Genomic DNA, 24,873 nt, shown 5'->3' on the forward strand with positions numbered 1-24,873 from the left:
CGTGGAGTTGCACAATTTAAGCGTTCAAAAGCTTTGAGGCAGTCGCTTCCGAGGTAATCAGCCCGTTGACCAGCTTTCCGGCCAGCGCCGCCCGAATCGCCGGCAGCTTCGCTTCGCCCGTTGCGACGGCGATCACCGGACGTTCGGCGGCGCGGGGCAGCGGGGCCGAGGCGACGCGGGCGTTGAACGCGCAGTCGATCACCCGTCCCTGGCTGTCATAGACCCAGCTTGTGATTTCGCCCGCGGCGCCGGCTGCGGCCAGCTGATCCATTTCGGCGCTGCTGACGAAGCCGTCCACGAACAGTGGTGCGCTGCGGTCCATCTGCCCGATCCCGACCAGCGACAGATCGGCGCGCTGGCACAGGGCGATGGTGTTCTCGACGGCCTTCTGTTGCTGCATCGCGGCCAGTTCCTCGGCGTCCTGGGCCAGAACCGGCAGCGGATAGGGGAAATGCGGTGCGCCGATCCGTTCGGCCAGCCGGATCGTCGCGTTATAGGGCGAGGCCGAGCCGTCCTGCATCATGTTTCCCAGCCGCGACACCACGATATGCTGCGGACAGGCCATGCGCGGCAGCTGTTCGACGGTTGCCTTCAGGGCCCGACCGGTGCCCAGGCTGACGATCTTCTGATCCGGCGATTTCAGGGTCTTTTCCAGCTCGGCCGCGGCGGCGATCGCGATGCCGGTCAACAGATCGGGCGCATCGGGATCAGACGGAACAACCTCGCAGATCTTCAGTTCGAACCTGTCGGACAGCGCACTGGCAAGATCCATGCAGTGGGCAATGGGGTGATCCATCCGCACCTTGATCAGCTTTTCGCTGACGGCCATCGCCACCAGGCGCTGAGCGGACTGGCGGCTGACGCCCAGCTTGCGCGCGATCTCGTCCTGCGTGTTGCCGGCAACATAATACAGCCAGCCCGCCCGCGCCGCATCGTCCAGACGCGACGCCTCGGGTGTGAAGCGCCCAGAATTCACGGCTGTTCTGCCCCCTGTTCAAGATCCAGCAAGAGTTGCGGGAATTCCGACCAGTTGTCAAAGGACCGGACATCGGCAACCTGATCGGGCGCGCCGCGCAGATGCGATCCACCAGTGAAGTGAAGCACCCGCATTCCTGCCGCCAGCCCCGCGTCGATGCCCGGGCGGCTGTCCTCGACCACCAGCGCGCAGGCCGGCGATACGCACATGCTGTCTGCCGCGAACAGGAACAGGTCGGGCGCAGGCTTGCCGCGCGCGACCTGACTTGCGGTGAAGACATTGCCGCCAAAACGTCCGGCCAGCCCCAGGATCTGCAGCGTCCGCGCCACCCGTGGCGGTGAGGACGAACTGGCGATGCAGAAGGGCACGGTCAGGGATGACAGGATCGGCATCAATCCGGGGGTGGGGTGCAGTTCGGTTTCATAGCATTCCAGCAGGCGGCGGCGATACTGGGCTTCGAAATCATCCGGAAGCGGGCGGCGAAACCGATCGCGTATCAGCCCGGCGACGGTCGGAAAGCTGCGGCCCAGGAAATACTGGCGGACATAGCCGGGGCTGACATCTATGCCCAACGCTGCAAGCTGTTCGATCAGCACCGTCGCCGACAGAACCTCGCTGTCGGCAATCACGCCGTCGCAATCGAATATGACCAGATCCAGCTGCAACCCGCTCCTCCTGCCCGGTTGGCGCAGCATAGACGGGCGCAGCGGCGGCGCAACAACGTGGGGTCTAATCGGAAGCTGTCAGGCGGTTCGCGGCGGTCAGGAAGAACCGGGTCAGCCCGTAAAGATAGGCCAGCAGGCCAAGCAGCCAGATCGGCAACTGACCAAGCCACGCCGCGACCGACATGATCGCGCCCATGAATTTTCCGCCCTGGTCTTCGGCAATCGAGAGTTCGTCACCGATCGGCGCGATGTGGAACAGCGCCGCGACGTCATGCCGGACCACCGTATTGCCCTGCAGATCCGGAAGAAACTGTTGCCAGGCGATCAGGGCCAACCCCAGAGAAATCCATGCCACCGCCCAAAGTGCCGGAAACACGACCCGAGGTTTGCGAACTGTTTCGGCATTTCCCGAACTTGGCCCCAGCGACAGAAGCGATGGCATCATTGTAGCCATAAGTCCCAGATTTCCCGACAGCCAATACGCGACAAGCGAAGCCCTGATGCCGTATCCGGCGATCAGGCAGGCCACCGCGCCGACGAGGCCGGATATCACGGCGACAATCAGTGCGGGAACGAGGATCATTCTGGAAACACAGCCTCCCTGCGCATCAACGGGGCTGACCGACGCGACATGATAGCCCGAAAGCCTGTGCGTTAATCCCTGGCCGGATGGCAGCCTCGGTTTGAATTTCAACTATTTGCAAGTTTATCGCATATCCGACGTCGTGTATATATATTCGGCCGGGTGGGTTCGCGCCTGGCGGCAGCCGACTTCGATATCCAATCGGGCAACGGTGTGGCTAATACAAGGGCCGCCCGTCTTGCAACCTTTAATTGTAGATCAAGAAAGCAGCTTTGATCGTCACAGGCGGCAGCATGTCCGGCAAGCGTGGTCCGGCCTGATGTTTCAGGTGCTCCCCAACGTAGTGGGAAACGGTCAGAACGGTATGCATCGCGCCTTAGCGGCGCAGCCATGATCGGCGGGCGCGCCGTGACCAAAAGATCCCGATGAACGTCGCCAGGAACACCGCTGCGCAAAGCATCGCCTTTGACGTCGGCCCCATGGTGCCCTCGATCAGCATCGCATGAACGATGCTGCCGGTCATGATGGCGATCGCCAGGTTTCGATGAATCCCGCGCCACCCCGGCAGTTTGCGGCGAAACACCGCGACACAGGTCGTGACGAACAGCGCCCACATCGCGATGACGCCCCACACCGAAAAGGGCGTCGGGGATGTGAACAGCAATGCATCAATCACGTCGGGCGGGCTGGTGATCCACAGCCCCGCGACATGAATGATCACCGCCAGCAGCAAGCCGGCGCCGACGAGCCTGTGCAGCCTGCGGCCGCGACTGCCGCCCAATCCGGGAAGCATCGACGCCGCCAGCATCGGTTGCAGCAGTAGAAGCGCCATTCCGACGATTCCCGCAAAACCGGCCACGATATAGACAGGCCTCCGCCAGGCCAGAAGCGGGCTTTGGGCCGCGATCAAGACCGGCACGGCGATCAGCAGCGCGATGCAGATCCAGGTCAGGACCGCGCGGATTGATCCAAGGCTCAAGCGGTTCAGGCCTGCTGAAGCACGAAATGAGCTTCCAGCGAGGTGTCGCCCGCGCTGCTCATCACCGGGCGCAGGAAAACGGTCGCGAAATCCCCGCTGTCATAGGCGAGATGGCCATGAGGCTGGCCAAAGGCCGGGACGATCTGCGGCATCTCGAGCCGGAACACGCCTTCGGCGTCGGTCAGCGTCGCGCCGTGACTGTGCGGATCGCGTTCGTGCCCCTCGGTGGTGTGCGCCCAGATCTGGATGCGCTGACCTGCAAGCGGTGCGCCATCGCCCGCGCGCCGCACCGTCCCCGTCATCCAGAAGCCGCCGCCCCCGATGCGGTCCACGATCGGTGCGCCGGGAAGATAGTTGTTGGCGCCTCCGCGCATCGAAGCGGTCGGAGCCACGCCCTGCGCCCTGGCTGGGACGGTCAGCCCGGTCGCGCCGGCAACCAGCAGGGCGGTTCCGCCAGCGATCAGCGTCCGGCGATCATGCAGGATATCGGTCATCGTCATTTCCTCCTGCGTGCAGATTTTCGGACGGCGGCCTCATCCGCCGCCCATCATCGGGAGTGATCCTAGCGCGAAAGGGGCGCCCGCCAAAGGCCTGCGGTCCGACCTCACGAGGACTTGCAGTCAATGTTGATGATGAACATTCGCGGCCGCGCCACCATGGGTGGCGCGGCCGCAGGTCGTGGATCAGGCGCGGGGCGCGGTTCAAGACCCCGCGCGCCGGAAGGGAGGTCCGGTCAGCCGATCCAGCCAACCAACTGGGCATAGATCAGGAAGATGGACGCGATCGCGATCCAGATTCCCAGCAACGGCAGGAAGAAGCGCACCCAGCGATCCCAGCTGACCCCGGCCAGCGCCAGGGTCGCCATGAAATAGCCCGAGGTCGGGAAGAAGATATTCGAAAGCCCGTCACCCAGCTGATAGGCCAGAACCGAGCTTTGCCGCGTGACCCCGATCAAGTCCGACAGGGGCGCCATGATCGGCATCGTCACCAGCGCCTGACCACTGCCCGACGGCACCACGAAATTGAACCCGAACTGCGAGGCGAACATCCCCAGCGCCGAGAAGGTCGAGGGCAGGCCGCCCACAAGGTTTCCAAGGCCGTGAACCAGCGTGTCCATGACCTGGCCCTGTTCCAGCATCACAGCGACGGCGCGCGCCAGACCGACGATGATCGCACCGACCAGAACGTCCTGGAAGCCTTCGTTGAAGGCGTCACAGATCCGGGTCGTCGTAAGCCCCGCGATCAGGCCGACCGAAATGCCCATGATGACGAACAGACCTGCCATCTCGGTCATGAACCAGCCACGCGTCAGCACACCCCAAACCATGATCGCAAAAAAGCCGATCGTCGCGATGCCGGCCCATTTCTGGCGGGGCGAAAACCGCATCGCGTCGGCTTCGTCGTCATGGACATAGACCCGACGCTTTTCGGCCTCTTTCGCGTCGTCCGCCATCAGGCTGAGTTCGGGATTGGCGCGAACCTTTAGCGCATAGCGCATCAGATAGGCGATGGCGGCGACGGTCAGGCAGATCAACAGCAATGCGCGCAGCCCAAAGCCCGAATACAACGGCAACTGCGCAATGGTCTGGCCCAGCCCGGTATTGATCGGGTTCAGCACGCCGGCCGTGAACCCCGCCGTCGTCGCCAGCAGCGCGGTGCCGACCGCCACGACCGAATCGAAGCGCAGCGCGATCATCAGGGGCAGGATCACCGGCACATAGACCAGCGCCAGTTCCTGCGTGCCGATCAGCGTCGCAATGACCGCGAAGGTGGTCATCAGCACCGGGATCATCAGCACGCTGCGCCCAGCAAAACGACGGGTCAGCTTGTCCACCGCGACATCGATGATACCGGTGCGGCGGATCACCATGAACATGCCACCGATGATCAGGGTGAAGAACACCACTTGGGCCGCATCCATCAGCCCGCGCGGCACCGCCAGCATGAACTGTTCCAGCCCGACCGGCGCGGCCTCGACATAGCGGAACGTGTCCGGGTCCACCGCGACCCGACCGTTCGGCAGCGTGATCCGGTCATACATCCCGGCGGGGATCACGTGGGTCAGCAGCGCGGCGATGGCGGTGAAGACGAAAAGGATGACGTAGATATGCGGCATGCGGAAACCGCGCGACGCCTTGTCATCGGTTGATTCGTGGGTCGTGTCCGACATGTTTTTCTCCCTGTCGTCTTGCCAAGTTGGACTTGTTCCTGATGCCGGTTGAATCTGGCATTCTTTGTTTTATTTCTGGTAAAATGTTACATGATAGGTCAGTCTTCTGACTATGCGCGTTTCCGGAATGGTTTCGCTATGGATTCTTGAAAGTCTATCAACGCGTATCGAAAGGGTGTTTCATGGATGTGGCGCGGGAACTGCAATCGGAACAGGCGTTTACGGCGCTGCTGCAGGCGCTGAAAGCGGGCAGGGTCCGCAGCAGCGAATTCCTGACAATGCCGGGCCTTTCCGCGATTCTGGAATTTCCCATCGCCTCGACCCGCGAGGCGGTGAAGCGCGCGGAGGAGCAATCGCTGCTGACGATCCTGCCGAAACGCGGGGTGATGATCATGGACGCGGGGCCCGAGATAACCCGGGCTTGCATGGACATGCGCGCCGCGCTTGAGAAAGAGGGGGTGCGTCGTCTTCTGTCGGCAGGCCGGCAGGATCTGGCGCAACTGCGCGACAATCACGAGCGTTTGCTGGAAGAGGCGCGCTCTCAGCCCGCATCTGATCTGTCTATCCGGGCGCTTGCCACCGATCTTTCGCTGCATGATTTCATGGCGACGGGCCTGGATAATCCATTCCTGCGTCAAGCCTATCAGTCCAATCGCAATCGAATCACCGTCATCCAGAACGCGCGCAGCTTTTTGCCGGACCGCGTCGTTCCCGCCATGCAGGAACATCTGGATATCATCACCGCGCTGCAGAACGGCGATGTTGGCGAGGCCGTCGAACAGATCGAACGTCATCTGGGGCAAACGCTGCGCTGGTGGGGCGTCGGGCACTAGCTGATCGACGGCTTATTCGACCAGTGAGTCGAGGTGAATCGGAAGAACACGCGCCCCCGCAGCCTTGGATCGCGGCCCGCGAATGTTTGCCGCACGAAGCTCGGCACGCTGTTGCGCCTTTGCATCAGCTGTGCGCAACCTGAGGATGAATCGGGGATAACCCTGTGGAAAAACCCTGAAGACAAATTCGTACTGCATTGTAAACGAAACGAAATTTCCTACTGTGCCCTGATCTGACAACTCTGTTCGGACATTGCTGTGTGCGAATCTGCGCGGCGTCCGTCCACGCTTCTGTCAACGGAAAACACTCTCGGCCGCGTGCAAAAAATCTGTTGAAAGCGATGAAAGAAGGCGGCAGGTTGTGTGCTACGGCCAAAGCGGCACAAGATATGGTGGCAGCTGCCACTGACCACCACCGACGCGGCACGGCTGGGAATTTGGAACTTCAACGACTGTGGTCCCTGACCATCCGGCTTGCGGCATCTGCCGCAGGTCCGGGGGTGGCCGACTGCGCGTCCGGTTCCGGTTTCCGATGAGGGACAAGAGAGATCAGGACCAGAGGGCAGGCATGAAGATCGAACGGCGTTTTACGACAGCAGACGGCGGGGCCTACGGGGACATCGCTTTCACCACCACGATCAGCGAGATCCGCAATCCCGACGGCAAGATCGTGTTCCGCAACGAGAATGTCGAGGTGCCGAAGGGCTGGTCCCAGGTCGCCAGCGACGTGATCGCACAGAAATATTTCCGCAAGGCCGGCGTTCCGGCGGCCCTGAAGCGCGTCAAGGAAAAGGGCGTGCCGGAATTCTTGTGGCGCAGCGTAGCGGACACGGACGCGATGGCCGATCTGCCCGAAGATCAGCGTTATGTCGGTGAAACCAGCGCAAGGCAGGTCTTTGACCGGCTGGCTGGCGCCTGGGCGTACTGGGGCTGGAAGGGCGGATATTTTTCCAATGAGGAAGACGCCCGCGCCTATTACGACGAGATGCGCCACATGCTGGCCCGCCAGATGGCCGCACCGAACAGCCCGCAATGGTTCAATACCGGCTTGCACTGGGCCTATGGCATCGACGGTCCGTCGCAGGGGCATTTCTACGTCGATTACAAATCCGGCAAGCTGGTCAAGTCCAACAGCGCCTATGAACATCCCCAGCCGCATGCCTGCTTCATCCAGTCGGTCAGCGACGATCTGGTGAACGAGGGCGGCATCATGGATCTGTGGGTCCGTGAAGCGCGGCTGTTCAAATACGGCTCGGGCACCGGCACGAATTTCAGCAGCCTGCGCGGCGAGGGCGAAAGCCTGTCGGGCGGCGGCAAGTCCAGCGGGTTGATGGGCTTCCTGAAGATCGGCGACCGGGCGGCGGGCGCCATCAAGTCGGGCGGCACCACGCGCCGGGCGGCCAAGATGGTGATCTGCGACATGGATCACCCTGATATCGAAGCCTTCATCAACTGGAAGGTCATCGAGGAACAGAAGGTTGTCAGCCTCGTCGCCGGGTCCAAGACCCACGAGGCAAAGCTGAACGAGATCTTCGCCGCGATCCGTGCTTGGGACGGCGAGATGGCGGACGCCACCGATCCGGCCACCAATGCCGGGCTGAAAACCGCGATCCGCGCCGCCAAGCGCGCGATGATCCCGGAAACCTATATCAACCGTGTGCTGCAATATGCGCGGCAGGGCTTCGACAGCATCGAATTCCCGACCTACGACACGGATTGGGACAGCGAGGCTTATGTCAGCGTCTCGGGACAGAACTCGAACAATTCGGTCCGCGTCACCGACGCGTTCCTCGAGGCGGTCCGAGAGGACAAGCCCTGGGAACTGCTGCGTCGCACCGACGGCAAGACCGCCAGAACGGTCAGCGCCCGCGAATTGTGGGATCAGGTCGGCCACGCCGCCTGGGCCTGCGCCGATCCGGGCATCCAGTTCCACGACACGGTGAATTCCTGGCACACCTGCCCCGCCGACGGGCCGATCCGGGGGTCGAACCCGTGCAGCGAATACATGTTCCTGGACGATACCGCCTGCAACCTCGCCTCGATGAACCTGCTGAAGTTCTGGACCGGCGACCAGTTCGACGCCGACGGCTATGTGCATGCTACAAGGCTGTGGACCGTCACGCTGGAAATCAGCGTGCTGATGGCGCAGTTTCCCAGCAAGGAGATCGCACAGCGCAGCTATGATTTCCGCACGCTTGGTCTGGGCTATGCCAATATCGGCGGCCTGCTGATGAACATGGGCCTTGGTTACGACAGCGAAGAGGGCCGCGCCCTGTGTGGCGCGCTGACCGCGATCATGACCGGCGTCGCCTATTCGACCTCGGCCGAGATGGCGGCGGAACTGGGCGCGTTTCCGGGCTATGCCAAGAACGCCGATCACATGCTGCGGGTGATCCGCAACCACCGCGCCGCCGCGCACGGGATCGGCAACTATAACGGCATCAATGTCCGCCCCGTGGAACTGGACGCCGACAACTGCCCGGATGCGCGGCTGGTCGCCATCGCCCGCGAGGCCTGGGACGAGGCGCTGACCCTGGGTGAAGATCACGGCTTCCGCAACGCACAGTCCACGGTGATCGCGCCCACGGGCACGATCGGTCTGGTGATGGATTGCGACACGACCGGGATCGAGCCCGATTTCGCGCTGGTCAAGTTCAAGAAGCTTGCGGGCGGCGGCTACTTCAAGATCATCAACCAGTCGGTGCCCGCGGCGCTGGAGACGCTTGGCTACGGCAGCGCCCAGATCGAGGAAATCATCGCCTATGCGGTAGGTCATGCCTCACTGGGCAATTGCCCCGGCATCAACCACACGGCGCTGGCCGGTCACGGTTTCGGACCGCGCGAGATCGAGAAGGTCGAGGCGGCGCTGGCCACGGCGTTCGACATCCGCTTCGTCTTCAACCAGTGGACCCTGGGCGAAGAGTTCTGCAAGCAGACCCTGGGCATTCCCTCAGACAAGCTGAACGATCCGACCTTCGACCTGCTGCGCCACCTGGGCTTTACCCGCGCCCAGATCGACGCCGCCAACGACCATGTCTGCGGCACCATGACGCTGGAAGGCGCGCCGTTCCTGAAGGACGAACATCTGACGGTCTTCGACTGCGCCAATCCCTGCGGCAAGAAGGGCACGCGGTATCTGTCGGTCGAAAGCCATATCCGCATGATGGCCGCCGCGCAGTCCTTCATCTCGGGCGCGATTAGCAAGACGATCAACATGCCCAACAGCGCCACCATCGCCGATGCGCTGGCCGCCTATGAACTGTCCTGGTCGCTGGGGATCAAGGCCAACGCGCTGTATCGCGACGGATCGAAGCTGTCGCAGCCGCTGGCCGCGGCGCTGGTCGAAGACGACGAGGAGGCCGAGGAAATCCTTGCCACCGGAAGCGCCCAGGAAAAGGCCGCCGTCATCGCCGAGAAGATCGTCGAAAAGATCATCGTCAAGGAGGCTGTGCGCAGCCACCGCGAGAAACTGCCCCAGCGCCGCAAGGGTTACACCCAGAAGGCGGTTGTGGGCGGACACAAGGTCTATCTGCGCACCGGCGAATACGACGACGGCAAGCTGGGCGAGATCTTCATCGACATGCACAAGGAAGGTGCGGGCTTCCGGGCGATGATGAACAACTTCGCCATCGCCGTCTCGGTCGGGCTGCAATACGGGGTGCCGCTGGACGAGTTCGTGGACGCGTTCACCTTCACGCGGTTCGAACCGGCGGGGATGGTGCAGGGCAATGACAGCATCAAGAACGCGACCTCGATCCTCGACTACGTGTTCCGTGAACTGGCCGTCAGCTATCTGGACCGCACCGATCTGGCGCATGTAAAGCCCGAAGGGGCGCGCTTCGACGACATGGGCGGCGGCGAGGAAGAGGGTCAGAACGTCGCGCCCGTCAGCGAACAGTCCGAACTGAAATCCCTGACGATGCTGAAACAGATCAGCAGCGCGGGTTACCTGCGCAAGCGCCTGCCACAGGAACTGATGGTGCTGCAGGGGGGCGTATCGTCATCGGCGGTTGCCAGCGGCATGTCCGAAGCGGCGGCCAGCTATCAGGTCGCCTCGGTCGCCAGCACCGCGATGGATGTCCGCACCAAGGCGCGGATGCAGGGCTACGAGGGCGATCCTTGTGGAGAATGCGGCAACTACACGCTGGTCCGCAACGGCACCTGCATGAAGTGCAATACCTGCGGCGGCACCTCGGGGTGCAGCTGATCTAGCCGGGGCCGCTGCGGCGGCCCCCGAGTTTATGTCAGGCGAAGGGCGCGGGGCTCCCTCCTACCCGCGCGCCTATCGAAGCAGCCAGCCGCCCGGCAAGAGGCGCGCATCCTGACATCCCGCCCCCCGCGTTGTGGCAGCAATCGCGGGGGGTGACTTTTTTGGACAGCGCGGCGGTGACGACGCCGTTCCGCAGTTCCTTCGTAACACCGAACCCTGTGTATGGACCGTCGGACGACGGGATAGGCCACATCCTTTCCTTGTTTCCGACCGCGCGATAACGCCGTCGCGATAATGGTTGCAATTGAAACGAAATCTGCTAAGCAGATCAGGAAAAGGGATTGCCTGCCACGCGTCCGTTCGTGTGCCCGGCAGGACCTGAAGCAGACACAGGGGACATCAGATGCCGATGGTCGAACAGCCATTGCGCAGCCGGGTATCGGCTGCGAACGATGAAGGATGTGATTTTCCGATCCAGAACCTGCCGTTCGGCGTGTTCTCGGACGGGCAGGGGCCGCGCTGCGGGGTCGCGATCGGCGACATGATCCTTGATTTGGCCGAGTGCGAGGCGCGCGGCATGCTTGAGGCGGGCGGCACCTTTCGGGCACCGCAGCTGAACGATTTCATCGCGCTGGGTCGGGCGGCATGGGACCGGGTTCGTGCCCGGCTGACCGAACTGCTGACAGAGAGCGCGGACGAGGATGTGCCGCTGGTGCCGATGGACAAGGCCACGCTGCATATGCCGATCAGGGTCACCGAGTTCACGGATTTCTACGCATCGAAGAACCATGCCTTCAACGTGGGCGTGCTGTTTCGCGGTCCCGAGAACGCCTTGCCGCCGCAATGGACGCATATGCCGATCGGCTATAATGGCCGGGCATCCTCGGTGGTGGTCTCGGGCACCGATATCCGTCGTCCGATGGGTCAGGTGAAGGCCGAGAACGGCCCTGAATGGACGGCCTGCCGTCGGCTGGACCTGGAACTGGAACTGGGCGCAATCGTGGGCGCCGACAGTGCCATGGGGCAGCGCGTCAGCGTCGAAGAGGCCGAGCAGATGATCTTCGGCTATGTGCTGCTGAACGACTGGTCGGCGCGAGATATCCAGGCATGGGAATACCAGCCGCTGGGTCCGTTCCAGTCCAAGGCGCTGGGAACGACGATCAGTCCTTGGATCGTGACCCAGGCCGCGTTGGAACCGTTCCGAAGCGAAGGCGCGGCGCGGGTCAACGACCTGCTGCCCTATCTGCGTGAAGAACGTCCCGGCTTCTATGACATGACGGTCGGCTGGACCATGAACGGCCAGAAGATGGGCGAGACGAACTACAACGTGATGTATTATTCCAGCGCCCAGCAACTGGCCCATCATACCGAGTCCGGCTGTCCGATGCGGGTTGGCGACCTGCTGGGGTCGGGCACCATCTCGGGACCAACCGCCGATCAGACAGGCGCGCTGCTGGAAATGACGCAGGGCGGCAAGTCTCCGGTCAAGGTGAATGGCGCCGACCGGACCTTCATCGAGGATGGCGACCGGATCGGGCTTTATGGATTCGCACAAGGCGACGGTTACCGCATCGGGTTCGGTCCCTGCACCGGCAAGATCCTTCCGGCGAACTGACGATGACCGACATCGTCCTGCATGATTACTGGCGGTCCTCGGCATCCTACCGGGTGCGGATCGCGCTGGGGTTGAAGGGGATAAGCTATACAGCGATCCCGGTCGATCTGGTCATCGGCCAACAGCACGCAGCCGATCACCTGGCCCGCAACCCGCAGGGCCTGGTGCCGGTCCTGCAGATCGACGGCCTTCTGTTGACCCAGTCGCTGGCGATCGTGGAATATCTTGACGAAACCCGCCCCGAACCGCCGCTGCTGCCGGCTGACCCTGCCACGCGCGCCCATGTCCGCGCCCTCGCCCTTGCCATCGCCTGCGAGATCCACCCGCTGTCCAATCTGGCCGTACTTGGCCGGGTCGAGGCGTTGGCGGGCGCCGGGGCACGCAGCGACTGGAATCGTACCAATATCGAACGCGGACTGCGCGCGTTCGAGGCGATGCTGGACCATCCGCAGTTCGACGGGAGGTTCTGCCACGGCGGCGCGGCGTCGATTGCCGACTGCACGCTGATCCCGCAGCTTTACAATGCCGCCCGCTGGGGCGTCGGCTTCGACCACCTGCCGCGCATTGCGGCGGTGGCGGAACACTGCGCCACGTTGCCGGCCTTTGCCGGGGCACATCCCGACAGATCCGACCCTTCGCGACAGGCGAAGGCATCACAGGAGGAGAGCCGATGAAACCGTTGAAATTCGCCCTTGCCGGTCTGCTGCTTGCCGCGCAGCCGGCGTTGGCCGAGGAACTGATCATGTCCTCGTGGCTGCCGCCTAAACACCCCATCGTCGTCAATGCCTTCGAACCCTGGGCCGAAGAGGTCGAAAAGGTCACCGATGGCCGCGTGACGGTGCGGATCATGGGCAAGCCGCTTGGCAGCCCGCCCGCACATTTCGACATGGCGCGCGACGGCATCGCCGACATCACCTACGGGCTGCATTCCTTTACCGAGGACGACCGATTCACCCGCGCCAAGCTGGGCCAGTTCAGCTTTCTGGGCGACGATGCCATCGCCAATTCCAAGGCTTACTGGTCGATCTACGGAACCGATCTGAATGCGGCCGAGGAACACAAGGGCACGCATCTTCTGGGCCTGTTCATGCACGGGCCGGGCCTGCTGCACAACAATGTCCGCAAGATCGAGACGCCTGCCGACATGCAGGGCCTCAAGATCCGCGTGCCGGGCGGGTATGTCGCCGATCTGGTGTCTGCACTTGGCGCCACGCCGTTGTTCATGTCCTCGCCCGAGGTCTATGAAAAACTGTCGCGCGGCGTGATCGACGGGGTGGCATTTACCTATGAGGCGATGACCGCCTTCAACCTGGTCGATGACATCAAGTATTCGATGACGGTGCCCGGCGGCATCTACAACACGACCTGGTTCTTCGTGGTCAACGAAGACCGCTGGAACGGGATTTCCGACGAAGACCGCGCGGCCATCGACGCGATTTCGGGCGAGGCATTCGCCGAACGCGTCGGGCAGGCCTGGAACGATGCCGATACCGCCGCCAAGACCGAGATCGGCGACAAGGTCGATTTCTATCAGGCCAGCGCCGAGGTCGTCGCACCGCTGCGTGACGCGGCGGCGACGCTGGAACAGGCCTGGGCCGACAGCCTGGGGGACGGCTATGACGGAGCCGCCGCGCTGGCCCGGTTCCGCGAGATGACCGGCACTTCGGTCGCGGAATGACCACGCAGGGACATGGCAATGACGTCCCGGCACCCGAGATGATGCCGGGACGGACCCCGCATCGCCACAGGCGGTGGTATCGGGTTCTGGCCGGCGTCTCGGCAGTTCTGATCCTGCTGTTGATCGGCGTGACCTGCGTCGATGTCGTGGGACGCTATCTGTTCAACCGGCCCTTCGGCGGCGCGTATGAGCTGACCCAGATCCTGCTGGCTGCGCTGGTCTTCGCGGCGCTGCCGCTGACCAGCGCCGATGGCGGCCATGTCGAGGTCGATCTGGCACTGCACCTGCTGCCGCGCCGGGTCCAGCGCCTGCTGGGACGACTGGCGGCAGGTGTTTCGGCGGTGGTGCTGGTCTATTTCGCCTGGCGGCTGACGCTGATCGGCCTGGACCAGTTGCATGACGGCGCGCGCAGCGCATCGCTGGCCATTCCGATGGCGCCGCTGGCGTTTCTGGCATCGATCAGCTGCGTCGCCTCGGCCATCGCGATGATCCTGCGGTAGGAGACAGCATGACCATTTCCCTGATTGCCTTCGCCATCCTGCTGGGGATGGTCTTCATCCGCATCCCGATCGCGTTTGCGATGGCGGTCGTCGGCGGTGTGGGCTTCGCGCTGCTGCGGGGCTGGGGCCCTGCCGGTGCCATGGTCGGCAACGCGGTCTTCGAAACGGGGCTGAACTATTCCCTATCGGTCGTGCCGCTGTTCATCTTCATGGGCAATGTGCTGGCAGGGTCGGGCATCGCGCAGGGGCTTTTCTCGGCCGCGGACCGGATCTTCGGCCGGATGCGCGGCGGGCTGGCCATGGCGACGATCCTGTCCTGCGGCGGCTTCTCGGCGGTCTGCGGGTCGTCGCTGGCCACCGCGGCGACCATGTCCAAGGTGACGATGCCCTCGATGCGGCGCTTCGGCTATTCCGACAGTCTGGCGACCGGGGCGATTGCCGCGGGCGGCACGCTGGGGATCCTGATCCCGCCGTCGGTCGTGCTGATCATCTTCGGACTTCTGACCGAGGCCGATATCGGCAAGCTGTTCCTTGCCGGGATCATCCCCGGCATCCTGGGCATCATCGGCTATCTTCTGGCCGTGATGGTCGCGGTCCGCCTGAAGCCGGAACTGGCCCCGAAGGTCGGCGAGGTTCACCCGATGACACGGCGTGATGCGATCAGTGTCGTTGCCGTCCTGTCCCTGTTCGTCTTCATCATGGCCGGGATCTATGGCGGGTTCTTCACGCCGATCGAGGCTGCCGGGATGGGGGCCGCCGCCGCGCTGCTGATCGCATTCGCGACCGGCGGTCTGACACGCGGGGCGCTGTGGACGGCGTTTCTGGACAGCGCCACCGCTTCGGCGATGATCTTCGCCATCATCATCGGGGCCGAAATCTTCAGCAACTTCGTCACATTCGCGGGGCTTCCCGATGCATTGTCCGCCATCGTGACGGATCTGGGCCTGTCGCCCTGGGTGGTGTTGCTGGTGATCGTGGCGATCTACATGGTGCTGGGCTGTTTCCTGGAAAGCCTGTCGATGATCCTGCTGACCGTGCCGGTGTTCTATCCGCTGGTTTCGGACCTGGATTTCGGGCTGGCCATCCTGCAGGATCCCGATGCCGTCCTGATCTGGTTCGCGATCATCGTCGTGGTGGTGACCGAGATCAGCCTGATCACACCGCCCATCGGCATGAATGTCTTCGTGCTGCGTTCTGTGCTGCCGGATGTGACGCTGGGGACGATATTCCGGGGTGTGTATGTGTTCTGGCTGGCCGACCTGCTGCGTCTGGCGCTGATCATCATGCTGCCCGTCCTTTCGTTGTATCTGGCCACCTGAACGGCCCGCAGGGCCGTTCGGGAACTTGCTTTCCGGCCGTCCGCACGGCATCCGGTGCATCCGTAACGTCATCCGCCCAGAAAGGTGGCAGCCATGCGTATCGAGACGTTCTTTCCCTATCGCCTCGCCGTCGTGGCCGAGGCGTTTTCGCGCCAGCTTGTCGCCGTTTACGGTCGCGAACACGGCCTGACGCGCGAGGAATGGCGGCTGCTGTTCCTGCTGGAGGATGCCGGAACGCTGAATTCGCTGCAGTTGTCACAGCGCACCTCTCTGGACAAGGTGCAGGTCAGTCGCGCGGCCTCGCGGCTGGAAGCCAAGGGGCTGATCACCCGCGAGGTGCTGGGATCGGATCGCAGGCTGCGGAACTATGCGGTAACCGAGGAAGGGCGTCGGGTGTTCCAGCGTGCCTTCGGCGGGGTCGAGGCGCGCGCCGCCGAGATTCTGGAGGCGATGCCCGTGGCGGACCGCGACGCGCTGCAGCAGGGCATCGCCGCGCTTGATCGCGCCATCGCCAGGGTCACCTCGCCCCAGGAGGGCCGGGGTACGGCCTTTCCACGGCCGGGCACTGCCGAGCCGACCGACTGATTGCGGGCGCCGCCAGTCTTGTCGGCTGGCGGCGGGCCGCGTATCAACCTCTCGGCGGCCCGCCCAAAGAAGGAGAGTTCCGATGGATCACGCAAGCGCCGGCGAGCCCCGGCTGACATCGCTTTCTCATGGCGGCGGCTGCGGCTGCAAGATTGCCCCCGGCGTGCTGACCGGGCTGCTGCGCGGCACCGCGATGCTGCCCGTCCCCGAGGAGCTGATGGTGGGGATCGAGACCTCGGACGATGCCGCCGTCTATCGCCTGAACGACGAACAGGCACTGGTGGCCACGACCGATTTCTTCATGCCCATCGTGGATGATCCGCTGGATTTCGGCCGGATCGCGGCGACCAACGCGATCAGCGACGTCTATGCAATGGGGGCCACGCCGATCATGGCGCTGTCGCTGGTCGGCATGCCGATCAACACGCTGTCGTCCGAGACGATCGCGCGCATCCTTGAGGGCGGTGCTGCGGCCTGTCGCGATGCAGGCATTCCCATCGGCGGCGGGCATACCATCGACTCGGTCGAGGCGATCTATGGGTTGGTGGCACTGGGCATCGTGCATCCCGATCACGTCAAGCGGAACTCGGGCGCCAGACCGGGCGACCTGCTGATCCTTGGCAAGCCGCTTGGCGTCGGGGTCTTCTCGGCGGCGTTGAAGAAAGAGGCGCTGCCCGCCGAGGGATATCAGGCGATGATCGCGGCGACGACGCGGCTGAACACGCCCGGCCCCGATCTGGCGAGGTTGCAGGGCGTTCATGCGATGACCGATGTGACCGGGTTCGGGCTGGCGGGCCACGCGCTGGAAATGGCGCGCGGATCGGGCTGCGAGATCCGGCTGGACTGGTCGGCCGTGCCGCTTTTGTCGGGGGCACGCGATCTGGCCGAACAGGGCTTTGTCACCGGCGCATCGGGCCGGAACTGGGCCAGCTATGGCAGCGACGTGGTTCTGGCAGACGATTTTCGGCAGATCGACCGGGATCTGTTGTCGGACCCGCAGACCAGTGGCGGACTTCTGGTGGCCTGCGACGCAAAAAGTGCGGATCGGGTTCTGCAGATTTTCCGTGATCACGGGTTTGCCGAAGCAGCCGTGATCGGCGAGGCCGCCGAGGGCGCGGGCCGGTTGCTTCTGCGCTGATCCTTCCGATGTTCCGGGCGGCACGCTCAGCCGGGTATCTGGGCAAGGAAGAAGCCCGTCAGCGATAGCCCTGTGCCTGCAATTCGAACAGCTCGCGATAGCGCCCTTCGCGGGCGACAAGCTGGTCATGCGTGCCTTCGTCCTGCACATGGCCATGTTCGATCACGATGATCCTGTCGGCCATGCGAACGCTGGAAAACCGGTGCGAAATCAGCAGCGCGGTGCGGCCAGTGGACAGGTCGTTGAAGCGCTGGAAGACCTCGAATTCCGCGCGGGCGTCCAGCGCTGCGGTGGGTTCGTCGAGGATCAGGATCTGGGCGTCGCGCATATAGGCGCGCGCGATCGCCAGCTTCTGCCACTCGCCGCCGGACAGGTCCAGCCCGTGGGCAAAACGCTTGCCGACCATCTGATCATATCCGGCGGGCAGTTTCGCGATCACCTGATCGGCCAGCGCACGTTCGGCGGCGGTTTCGATCCGTGGACGGTCGGTGCGTGCCTCGATCCGACCGGCGGCGATATTGTCCGAGGCCGACATGGCGTAACGCACGAAATCCTGGAAGATCACGCCCACCGCCGCGCGCAACTGGTCCAGATCATAGTCGCGCAGGTCGCGCCCATCCAAAAGGATGCGGCCTTCGGTCGGATCATAGAGCCGCGCCAGAAGCTTGACGATCGTGGTCTTGCCTGCGCCATTCTCGCCCACCAATGCGACGGTTTCGCCCGCGTTCAGGTGGAATGACAGATCGCGCACGGCCCATCGACCGGCACCGGGATAGCGAAAGCCGACATTCTCGAACGTGATGCCGTGGCGGATCGGCGCCGGCACCGGCAACGCGTCGGGGGGCGAGGCGATACCGGGACGTTCGTCGAAAAAGCGGTAGAGGTCGTCCAGATACAGTGCCTGCGAGGCCATGCTCGAGAATGATGACAACAATCCTTCGATCAGGCCGCGCAGGCGCAGGAAACTGCCCGACAGGAATGTCAGATCGCCAAGTGACAGCGTGCCGGTGAGCGTGCGGCCGATGATCCAGAGATAGGCGCCGTAGTAGCACAGCGTTCCGATGCCCGTCAGCGCGGCCATCACCACAAGCTGCCGCCTGTTGATCACCCGGTTCTCGGCGTAGAACCGTTCGGCCAGTTCCAGATAGCGGTCGCGCAGAAAGGCGTTGAGACCGAAGATCTTGACCTCTTTCGCGGACTCGGATGTCGCACCGATCATCCGCAGATAGTCGCGTTCGCGCCGTTCGGGCGCGCGGCGCCAGTTCATCGCGTAAAGTTCGGCGTTGAAATGCATCTGCCCGACCAGCGTCGGGATCAGCGCGACCAGCAGCAGCACCACCAGCCACGGGTTATAGGCGATCAGCCCTGCGCCGAAGCTGACGACCGTAACGCCGTCCTGCATTTGCTGCATGACCTGACCCACCAGCGGAATCCGGCCCATGGTCTGGCGGCGGGCGCGGTCCAGCCGGTCCTGAAACCCGGCATCCTCGAAACTGGCAAGATCCAGATCGGCGGCATGGTTCATCAGGCGCATCGACAACGAGATGACCAGGCGTTCCTGCAGCAGACTGTCTGCATAGGTCACCAGCCGCCCGAAGATGTCCGAGGCCAGTGCCAGACCAAGCTCGGCCGCGATCAGAAGGATCAACTGGACTGCAAGTCCCGATTGCCACCATTCGGCCAGCGTGTCGGGGCGCGCGTCCGCAGCCATCAGGCGCACCACCTCGTCGATGATCAGCTTGCCGATCCACAGCATCGCGACCGGCATCACGGCGCGCGCCAGCCGCAGCAGGATCATGGTACCGGTCAGGCCCGGACTGGCACGCCAGACCATGCCCAGGAATGGCGGGATGTTCTTCAGCGCGGCCCAACGCGCGGCATAGGCGGGCGCGTCGGACGAGGCCACGCTCAGGCGGCCTCAATGTTGCGCGCGCGGGCGATTTCCGCGTCGGTCAGCGGGCCCGGAAAATGGCAGGCTGTCCTGTGATCCTGGCCAAGAAGCGCCGGCACCTGTTCGGCGCAGGCTGCCTGGGCCCGCGGACAGCGGGTGCGGAAGACACAGCCAGAGGGCGGGTTCATGGGCGACGGCAGATCGCCTGACAGTGGCACGACCGAACCGGCCATATCATGCGCGGGATCGGGCACCGGAACCGCCGACAGCAGCGCCTGCGTATAGGGGTGCTGCGGATCGGCAAAGAGGTCGGCCGAGCTTCCGATCTCCATGACCTTGCCAAGATACAGGACCATCACCCGGTCGCTGATATGCTTCACCACCGACAGGTCATGCGCGATGAAGACCAGCGCAAGACCCAGTTCCTTTTGCAGCCGGATCAACAGGTTGATGACCTGCGCCTGAATTGACACGTCAAGGGCGCTGACGGGTTCGTCGCAGATGATCAGTTTGGGTTCGACGATCAGGGCACGGGCGATACCGATGCGCTGACATTGCCCGCCGCTGAACTCGTGCGGATAGCGGTTGATCTGGTTGGGCAGCAACCCGACCTTTTCCATGATCGCCTTGACGCGGTCCTTGACCTCGGCGGATTTCAGGCCGGGGTGGTGGGTCCTCAGCGGCTCGGCGATGATCTGGCCCACGGTCATGCGCGGGTTCAGAGAGGCCAGCGGATCCTGAAACACCATCTGGATATCGCTTCGGTATTTCATCATCTGCCGTGGTGACAGGCCGATCAGGTCGCGCCCGTCGATCCACTCCGCTTGTCCCTCGGCCGGGACAAGGCCGATCAGGGCGCGGGCAAGGGTGGATTTGCCGCAACCGGATTCTCCGACGACGCCCAGAGTCTCACCAGGGTTCAGGGTGAAATCGACGCCGCCGACGGCATGCAGGGGCAGGGGGGCGGACCAGGGCATCGCCCCCTCGCGGCGGATCTGGAAAGTCACGCGCAGGTCGCGCACATCGAGCAGGGGTTTCGTCATCATTCGTCCACCTTGCTTGGGGTTCCGGCCATTCCGGCGCCCGCGATCGCGGCCATCGGCGTGGCTTCTTCCTGTACCGGATCTTCCGCGCCGATCGCGATGTCGCGCAGATGCACGGTCTGCTGTCGGGCCAAAACATCGGGCAGCGGCGCAAAGCAGGCGCGCGCGCGGCCCGGCGCGAACACCTCCAGCGGCGGGCGCTGGCTGTCGCAGCCTTCGCGACGATAGGGGCAGCGCGGCTCGAATGCGCAGCCGGCGGGCGGCTGTGTCATGTTGGGGGGCGATCCGGGGATCGCGGACAGTTCGTCGCCGTCCTGGTTGATGCGCGGAATCGCGTGCAGCAAGCCCTGCGTATAGGGGTGCGCGGGCTCGGCAAACAACGGCCCGACCGGGCCGGTCTCGCGGATGCGCCCGCCATACATGACGGCGACACGTTCGCAAGATCCCGCGACGACGCCCAGGTCATGCGTGATCAGGATCATCGCCATGCCGAATTCGCGCTGCAGATCGGCCAGCAGCGTCATGATCTGCGCCTGCACCGTCACGTCCAGCGCGGTGGTCGGTTCGTCCGCGATCAGCAGTTGCGGACGGCACAGCAAAGCCATGGCAATCATCACCCGTTGCCGCATCCCACCGCTGAATTCGTGCGGATAAAGACGCACGCGTCCCTTGGCATCGGGGATCTTGACCGCGTCCAGCATCCGCACCGCCTCGGTCACCGCCTGCTTCTTGGACATGCCCTTGTGCAGGGTCAGAACCTCGGCCATCTGGTCCGAGACGCGCATATAGGGGTTCAGCGACGTCATCGGATCCTGAAAGATCATCGCGATCTTTTCGGCCCGGATGCGGTTCAGCACCTTGGGCGGGGCGTTCAGGATCTGCTGCCCGTCGAAGCGCACATTGCCGCTGGCCCGACCGTTTCTGGCCAGAAGCCCCATCAATGCGAAGGACAGCTGCGATTTACCCGACCCGGATTCGCCGACGATGCCAAGGGTTTCGCCGGCCTCGACCGACAGGTTCACCTGGTTGACGGCCTGCACCTCGCCATCATTGGTGGCAAAGCGGACGGAAAGGTCGTCTATTTCCAGCAGCGCCATATCAACGATCCTTCGGGTCAAGGGCATCGCGCAGGCCATCGCCCACGAAGAAAAAGCCGAACAGAGTGATGACAAAGAAGAACAGCGGAAAGGCCAGCTGCCACAGCGTGCCATAGTTCATCGTCCCCGCGCCTTCAGAGATCAACGCACCCCAACTGGTCAGCGGTTCCTGCACGCCAAGGCCCAGGAAGCTGATGAAGCTTTCGGTCAGGATCATCAGCGGCACCAGCAGCGTGGCATAGACCGCGACGAGGCCAAGCAGGTTCGGCACGATGTGGCGGATGATGATCTTCCATGACGGGACGCCGGTGGCGCGCGCGGCCTCGATGAACTCGCGGTTCTTCAGGGACAGGGTCTGGCCACGGACGATGCGGCTCATGTCCAGCCAGGAAATCAGGCCGATGCCCAGGAACAGCATCGCGATGGACCGCCCGAACATCACCAGCAACAGGATCAGCACGAACATGTAGGGGATCGACATCAGGATATCGACGGCCCGCATCATGATCTGATCGGTCCGCCCGCCGACATAGCCCGCCGTCGCGCCGTAAAGCGTGCCGACGATCACCGCAATCGCGGCGCCGACGATGCCGACCATCAGGCTGATCTGCGTGCCCTGCACGGTGCGCGCGAAAAGGTCGCGGCCCAGATCGTCGGTGCCGAAATAATGCCCGTTCTCCAAAGAGGGCATGCCCATGGTTGCGACCTGACCCATGACGGTGAAATCCAGATCCTCGTTCGACCACTGGGCGAACTGGTTGCCAAGCAGCGCGAACAGCGCCACCCCGATCAGGATGATCAGCCCGGTCATCGCCGCCTTGTTGCGCAGGAAACGCTTGCGGGCATCCGCCCAAGGGCTGCGGCCCTTCACCTCGTCCTGCGACATGCGGGTGGCAAGCGATTGCATCTTGTCTTGTTGAATGACCATGGCTCAGTACCTGATCTTTGGGTCGATCCATGCGTACAGCACATCGACGACAAGGTTGAACACGATGGTCAGCGCGCCGACCAGGATGGTCACGCCCATCATCACCGCATAGTCGCGGTTCAGCGCGCTATCCACGAAGGCCTTTCCGATGCCCCCGGTCGAGAAATAGATGTCGATCACCACCGAACCCGTGATCATCGACACGAAGACCGGCCCCAGATAGCTGATCACCGGCAACATCGCGGGTTTCAGGGCGTGGCGAATGATGACCCGATGTTCGGGCATGCCCTTGGCGCGGGCGGTGCGGATATGGTTGCTGCCCAGAACCTCAAGCATCGATGAGCGGGTGATCCGCGCGATAGAGGCCATGTAGCTGGTGCCTAGCGCGATCACCGGCATGATCCAGAAGCTGGGATCGCTGAAAGACCAGCCACCGCCCGGCAACAATCCATACCACAGCGTGAAGATCAGCACCAAGATCGGCGCCATCACGAAATTCGGCAGCACCTGCGCGCCGATGGAGATACCCACCGCCAGATAGTCCAGAAAGCTGTTGTGCCAGATCGCGGCGACGACACCCAGGCCGACGCCCATCACCACCGCAGCGATGAATGCCAGCGAGCCATAGGTCAGCGTCACCGGAAAACCTGCGGCGACCAGTTCGTTCACGCTGCGGTCGGGATAGACGAAGCTGGGTCCGAAATCGAAATGCGCGACGATGCCCCAGATATAACTGATGATCTGCTTCCAAAGCGGATCGTCTAGGCCGTATTTGGCATTCAGGTTCGCAAGAACCTGCGGCGGCAATTCACGTTCCTGCGTGAACGGCCCGCCCGGCGCAAGATGCATCAGGATGAAGGAAAAGACGATCAGCAGCAGCAGCGTGGGTACCGCCACAGCCAAGCGCCGCATGATATATGCGAACATCGCGTGCAGCCTCCCTGCAAAGGAAAGTTAAGCGTCCATGACCAGAGTCCGGAAGGGAATAGTGCCCCTTCCGGAAAGCCAGTGTTCCTGGTCGGGATCAGTCGGCCAGACGATACAGGTCCTTGGCGTACCACGAGTTCAACACGTTTTCGGTCGGCAGGCCCTTGATGTCGGGGCTGATCATATCGACCTTGGCGTAGTGATAGACGAAGGCTGCCGGAACTTCTTCAGCCAGAATTTCCTCGGCACGGGTATAGATCGGCGTGGTGTCCTCGGCCGTCTTGGCATCTGCCATAAGTTGATCGAATTCCGCATTCGACCATTTGCCGCTGTTATATCCGTCGGTCCGGAACCAGTCGAGGAAAGTCGAGGCTTCGTTGTAATCGGCGCACCACGCATAGCGGGCCATGTCGAAATCCTGGTTCTGCATCCGGTCGGTATGCACTTTCCATTCGACATTGTTCAGCGTGATGTTGACGCCAAGCGGCTTCCAGAACTGCTGCGCGGCGATCGCCAGCTTCTTGTGGTTCTCATCCGTATTGTACTGCAGCGTCAACGAGATCGGATTGTCGGGGCCATAGCCGGCCTCGGTCAGCAATTCCTGCGCGCGCTGGGTCTTTTCTTCCTGGCTCAGGGTCGCAAGCTCGGTCTCGGGCTGATCGAACCCCTCGATGGCCCAATGGGTCCATGTGGTCGCCGGTTTCTGACCACCCTGCAAAACGTTGTTCACGATGATGTCGCGGTTCAGCGCCAGCGACAGCGCCTCGCGGACGCGCACATCCTTCAGCGCCTCGGGGCCCTTCTCGGACACATTATAAACATAGGCATAGGAACAGGCATAAGGCAGTGAAACCGCCTGATCCGGGGCTTCCTTTTCCAGTCGCGGATACTGACCGGCCGGGATCTGCACACGGTCCAGCTCTCCGGCCTGATAACGGGTCAGTGCGACATTGTTGTCATTGACGGTGATGCCCTTGACGGTCTGCATCACGACATTCTCGGCGTCCCAGTATTCGGGGTTCTTTTCCATCGTGATATCGACGCCCAGATTGTGCGATTTCAGCACGAAGGCGCCGTTGCCGACCAGATTGCCGGGCTGAGTCCAGGCATCGCCGTGTTCCTCGATCACCTTTTGCGGCACCGGGAAAGTCGTGGCATGCGACAGCGTCTTGATGAAATAAGGGGTCGGCGTCGTCAGCGTGACTTCCAGCGTCTTGTCGTCGATCGCCTTCACGCCCAGTTCTTCAGGGGATTTTTCGCCCTTCACGATATCGGTGGCGTTGACGATGTTCATCAGTTCCATGAACCACGCATATTCGGACGCAGTTTCCGGGTTCACGGCGCGTCGCCAGGCATAAACGAAATCGCCCGCGGTCACCGGCTCGCCATTCGACCATTTGGCGTCGCGCAGCTTGAAGGTGTAGGTCAGCTTGTCGTCGCTTTCCTCGAAGCTTTCGGCAACGCCGGGCACCATCGCGCCCTTTTCATCCTCGTTCATCAGACCTTCGAACAGCTGACGCAGCACGTCCGAACCCTCGACATCGGTGTTCTTTGCCGGGTCGACCGATTTGATCGCGTCCAGCAGCCAGAAGTTATAGACCTGATTTTCTGCCAGCTGCTCGCCCTCGGCCGGCTGCACGGCAAAGGCGGGCATGGCGAGCGAGGCGACCAGGGCGGTCGTTGCGAAAAACTTCGTCATGAGGCATCTCCTCCAAGTTGAGTGCGGTGTCTTCTGC

21 protein-coding genes are annotated in these 24,873 nt (G+C 63.1%); 9 read left to right on the forward strand and 12 right to left on the reverse strand.

The window, feature by feature from the left end; genetic code table 11:
• Positions 1-16 precede the first annotated feature (16 nt).
• The 6 genes from J7359_RS03505 to J7359_RS03530 form a co-directional block, all read right to left on the reverse strand.
• Positions 17-976 (reverse strand): sugar-binding transcriptional regulator, encoded by a 960-nt coding sequence (locus J7359_RS03505; protein WP_209055151.1) that lies wholly within the window; start codon positions 974-976, stop codon positions 17-19.
• Positions 973-1,641 (reverse strand): HAD family hydrolase, encoded by a 669-nt coding sequence (locus J7359_RS03510; protein ID WP_247740156.1) that lies wholly within the window; start codon positions 1,639-1,641, stop codon positions 973-975. Before J7359_RS03510 ends, J7359_RS03505 begins: the two co-directional genes overlap by 4 nt.
• 64 nt (positions 1,642-1,705) lie before the next feature.
• Positions 1,706-2,224: a hypothetical protein gene (locus J7359_RS03515; protein WP_209055153.1), complete on the reverse strand. Its 519-nt coding sequence runs from the start codon at positions 2,222-2,224 to the stop codon at positions 1,706-1,708.
• Between the two features lie 376 nt (positions 2,225-2,600).
• Positions 2,601-3,203 carry a ferric reductase-like transmembrane domain-containing protein gene (locus tag J7359_RS03520; RefSeq protein WP_247740157.1) on the reverse strand — a complete coding sequence of 201 codons (603 nt, stop codon included), beginning with the start codon at positions 3,201-3,203 and terminating at the stop codon, positions 2,601-2,603.
• Between the two features lie 5 nt (positions 3,204-3,208).
• Positions 3,209-3,697: a twin-arginine translocation pathway signal gene (locus tag J7359_RS03525; RefSeq protein WP_209055154.1), complete on the reverse strand. Its 489-nt coding sequence runs from the start codon at positions 3,695-3,697 to the stop codon at positions 3,209-3,211.
• Positions 3,698-3,936: 239 nt separating this feature from the next.
• A complete protein-coding gene (locus tag J7359_RS03530) occupies positions 3,937-5,373 on the reverse strand; it encodes a YfcC family protein (RefSeq protein ID WP_209055155.1) in 1,437 nt (478 codons plus the stop codon).
• A gap of 182 nt (positions 5,374-5,555) precedes the next feature.
• Here J7359_RS03530 and J7359_RS03535 point away from each other — a divergent pair, with 182 nt between their 5' ends.
• From J7359_RS03535 to selD, 9 genes are all read left to right on the forward strand, one after another.
• Positions 5,556-6,206 carry a GntR family transcriptional regulator gene (locus tag J7359_RS03535; RefSeq protein WP_209055156.1) on the forward strand — a complete coding sequence of 217 codons (651 nt, stop codon included), beginning with the start codon at positions 5,556-5,558 and terminating at the stop codon, positions 6,204-6,206.
• A 568-nt stretch (positions 6,207-6,774) separates the two neighbouring features.
• Positions 6,775-10,413 (forward strand): vitamin B12-dependent ribonucleotide reductase, encoded by a 3,639-nt coding sequence (locus J7359_RS03540; RefSeq protein ID WP_209055329.1) that lies wholly within the window; start codon positions 6,775-6,777, stop codon positions 10,411-10,413.
• A gap of 406 nt (positions 10,414-10,819) precedes the next feature.
• Entirely contained in the window at positions 10,820-12,031 is a 1,212-nt protein-coding gene (fahA, locus tag J7359_RS03545; RefSeq protein WP_209055157.1) for a fumarylacetoacetase, read from the forward strand.
• 2 nt (positions 12,032-12,033) lie between these two features.
• Positions 12,034-12,705, forward strand: a complete 672-nt coding sequence (gene maiA / locus J7359_RS03550) for a maleylacetoacetate isomerase (RefSeq protein WP_209055158.1) — start codon at positions 12,034-12,036, stop codon at positions 12,703-12,705.
• Positions 12,702-13,709 (forward strand): TRAP transporter substrate-binding protein, encoded by a 1,008-nt coding sequence (locus J7359_RS03555; protein ID WP_209055159.1) that lies wholly within the window; start codon positions 12,702-12,704, stop codon positions 13,707-13,709. Before maiA ends, J7359_RS03555 begins: the two co-directional genes overlap by 4 nt.
• Positions 13,706-14,209: a TRAP transporter small permease gene (locus J7359_RS03560; protein ID WP_209055160.1), complete on the forward strand. Its 504-nt coding sequence runs from the start codon at positions 13,706-13,708 to the stop codon at positions 14,207-14,209. The genes J7359_RS03555 and J7359_RS03560 overlap by 4 nt, the downstream gene beginning before the upstream one ends.
• Positions 14,210-14,217: 8 nt before the next feature.
• Positions 14,218-15,528, forward strand: coding sequence for a TRAP transporter large permease (locus J7359_RS03565; RefSeq protein WP_209055161.1), 1,311 nt, complete (start codon positions 14,218-14,220; stop codon positions 15,526-15,528).
• A gap of 93 nt (positions 15,529-15,621) precedes the next feature.
• On the forward strand, positions 15,622-16,113 hold the full coding sequence (locus J7359_RS03570; RefSeq protein ID WP_209055162.1) for a MarR family transcriptional regulator: 492 nt from the start codon (positions 15,622-15,624) through the stop codon (positions 16,111-16,113).
• Positions 16,114-16,195: 82 nt separating this feature from the next.
• A complete protein-coding gene (gene selD / locus J7359_RS03575) occupies positions 16,196-17,251 on the forward strand; it encodes a selenide, water dikinase SelD (protein WP_209055163.1) in 1,056 nt (351 codons plus the stop codon).
• A 58-nt stretch (positions 17,252-17,309) separates the two neighbouring features.
• Here the strand turns inward: selD and J7359_RS03580 are convergent, their stop codons facing one another.
• From J7359_RS03580 to J7359_RS03605, 6 genes are all read right to left on the reverse strand, one after another.
• Positions 17,310-19,157 (reverse strand): ABC transporter ATP-binding protein, encoded by a 1,848-nt coding sequence (locus tag J7359_RS03580; RefSeq protein WP_348524332.1) that lies wholly within the window; start codon positions 19,155-19,157, stop codon positions 17,310-17,312.
• A gap of 2 nt (positions 19,158-19,159) precedes the next feature.
• Positions 19,160-20,188, reverse strand: coding sequence for an oligopeptide/dipeptide ABC transporter ATP-binding protein (locus J7359_RS03585; protein ID WP_280637475.1), 1,029 nt, complete (start codon positions 20,186-20,188; stop codon positions 19,160-19,162).
• Positions 20,185-21,282 carry an oligopeptide/dipeptide ABC transporter ATP-binding protein gene (locus J7359_RS03590; RefSeq protein ID WP_209055165.1) on the reverse strand — a complete coding sequence of 366 codons (1,098 nt, stop codon included), beginning with the start codon at positions 21,280-21,282 and terminating at the stop codon, positions 20,185-20,187. The genes J7359_RS03585 and J7359_RS03590 overlap by 4 nt, the downstream gene beginning before the upstream one ends.
• Before the next feature lies 1 nt (position 21,283).
• Entirely contained in the window at positions 21,284-22,210 is a 927-nt protein-coding gene (locus J7359_RS03595) for an ABC transporter permease subunit (RefSeq protein ID WP_209055166.1), read from the reverse strand.
• A gap of 3 nt (positions 22,211-22,213) precedes the next feature.
• Positions 22,214-23,137 carry an oligopeptide ABC transporter permease OppB gene (oppB, locus tag J7359_RS03600; protein WP_209055167.1) on the reverse strand — a complete coding sequence of 308 codons (924 nt, stop codon included), beginning with the start codon at positions 23,135-23,137 and terminating at the stop codon, positions 22,214-22,216.
• A 97-nt stretch (positions 23,138-23,234) separates the two neighbouring features.
• On the reverse strand, positions 23,235-24,836 hold the full coding sequence (locus J7359_RS03605) for a peptide ABC transporter substrate-binding protein (RefSeq protein ID WP_209055168.1): 1,602 nt from the start codon (positions 24,834-24,836) through the stop codon (positions 23,235-23,237).
• Between the last annotated feature and the right edge of the window lie 37 nt (positions 24,837-24,873).

It is taken from the genome of Paracoccus sp. R12_2 (assembly GCF_017744015.1).
Classification (GTDB): Bacteria; Pseudomonadota; Alphaproteobacteria; order Rhodobacterales; family Rhodobacteraceae; genus Paracoccus.

What these genes read in the sequence shown, in the direction of transcription:
- J7359_RS03515 (WP_209055153.1), bottom strand. Translation starts at nt 2,224, where the DNA reads ATGATCCTCGTTCCCGCACTGATTGTCGCCGTGATATCCGGCCTCGTC.
- J7359_RS03525 (WP_209055154.1), bottom strand. Translation starts at nt 3,697, where the DNA reads ATGACCGATATCCTGCATGATCGCCGGACGCTGATCGCTGGCGGAACC.
- J7359_RS03530 (WP_209055155.1), bottom strand. Translation starts at nt 5,373, where the DNA reads ATGTCGGACACGACCCACGAATCAACCGATGACAAGGCGTCGCGCGGT.
- J7359_RS03535 (WP_209055156.1), top strand. Translation starts at nt 5,556, where the DNA reads ATGGATGTGGCGCGGGAACTGCAATCGGAACAGGCGTTTACGGCGCTG.
- J7359_RS03540 (WP_209055329.1), top strand. Translation starts at nt 6,775, where the DNA reads ATGAAGATCGAACGGCGTTTTACGACAGCAGACGGCGGGGCCTACGGG.
- fahA (WP_209055157.1), top strand. Translation starts at nt 10,820, where the DNA reads ATGCCGATGGTCGAACAGCCATTGCGCAGCCGGGTATCGGCTGCGAAC.
- maiA (WP_209055158.1), top strand. Translation starts at nt 12,034, where the DNA reads ATGACCGACATCGTCCTGCATGATTACTGGCGGTCCTCGGCATCCTAC.
- J7359_RS03555 (WP_209055159.1), top strand. Translation starts at nt 12,702, where the DNA reads ATGAAACCGTTGAAATTCGCCCTTGCCGGTCTGCTGCTTGCCGCGCAG.
- J7359_RS03560 (WP_209055160.1), top strand. Translation starts at nt 13,706, where the DNA reads ATGACCACGCAGGGACATGGCAATGACGTCCCGGCACCCGAGATGATG.
- J7359_RS03565 (WP_209055161.1), top strand. Translation starts at nt 14,218, where the DNA reads ATGACCATTTCCCTGATTGCCTTCGCCATCCTGCTGGGGATGGTCTTC.
- J7359_RS03570 (WP_209055162.1), top strand. Translation starts at nt 15,622, where the DNA reads ATGCGTATCGAGACGTTCTTTCCCTATCGCCTCGCCGTCGTGGCCGAG.
- selD (WP_209055163.1), top strand. Translation starts at nt 16,196, where the DNA reads ATGGATCACGCAAGCGCCGGCGAGCCCCGGCTGACATCGCTTTCTCAT.
- J7359_RS03585 (WP_280637475.1), bottom strand. Translation starts at nt 20,188, where the DNA reads ATGATGACGAAACCCCTGCTCGATGTGCGCGACCTGCGCGTGACTTTC.
- J7359_RS03590 (WP_209055165.1), bottom strand. Translation starts at nt 21,282, where the DNA reads ATGGCGCTGCTGGAAATAGACGACCTTTCCGTCCGCTTTGCCACCAAT.
- J7359_RS03595 (WP_209055166.1), bottom strand. Translation starts at nt 22,210, where the DNA reads ATGGTCATTCAACAAGACAAGATGCAATCGCTTGCCACCCGCATGTCG.
- oppB (WP_209055167.1), bottom strand. Translation starts at nt 23,137, where the DNA reads ATGTTCGCATATATCATGCGGCGCTTGGCTGTGGCGGTACCCACGCTG.
- J7359_RS03605 (WP_209055168.1), bottom strand. Translation starts at nt 24,836, where the DNA reads ATGACGAAGTTTTTCGCAACGACCGCCCTGGTCGCCTCGCTCGCCATG.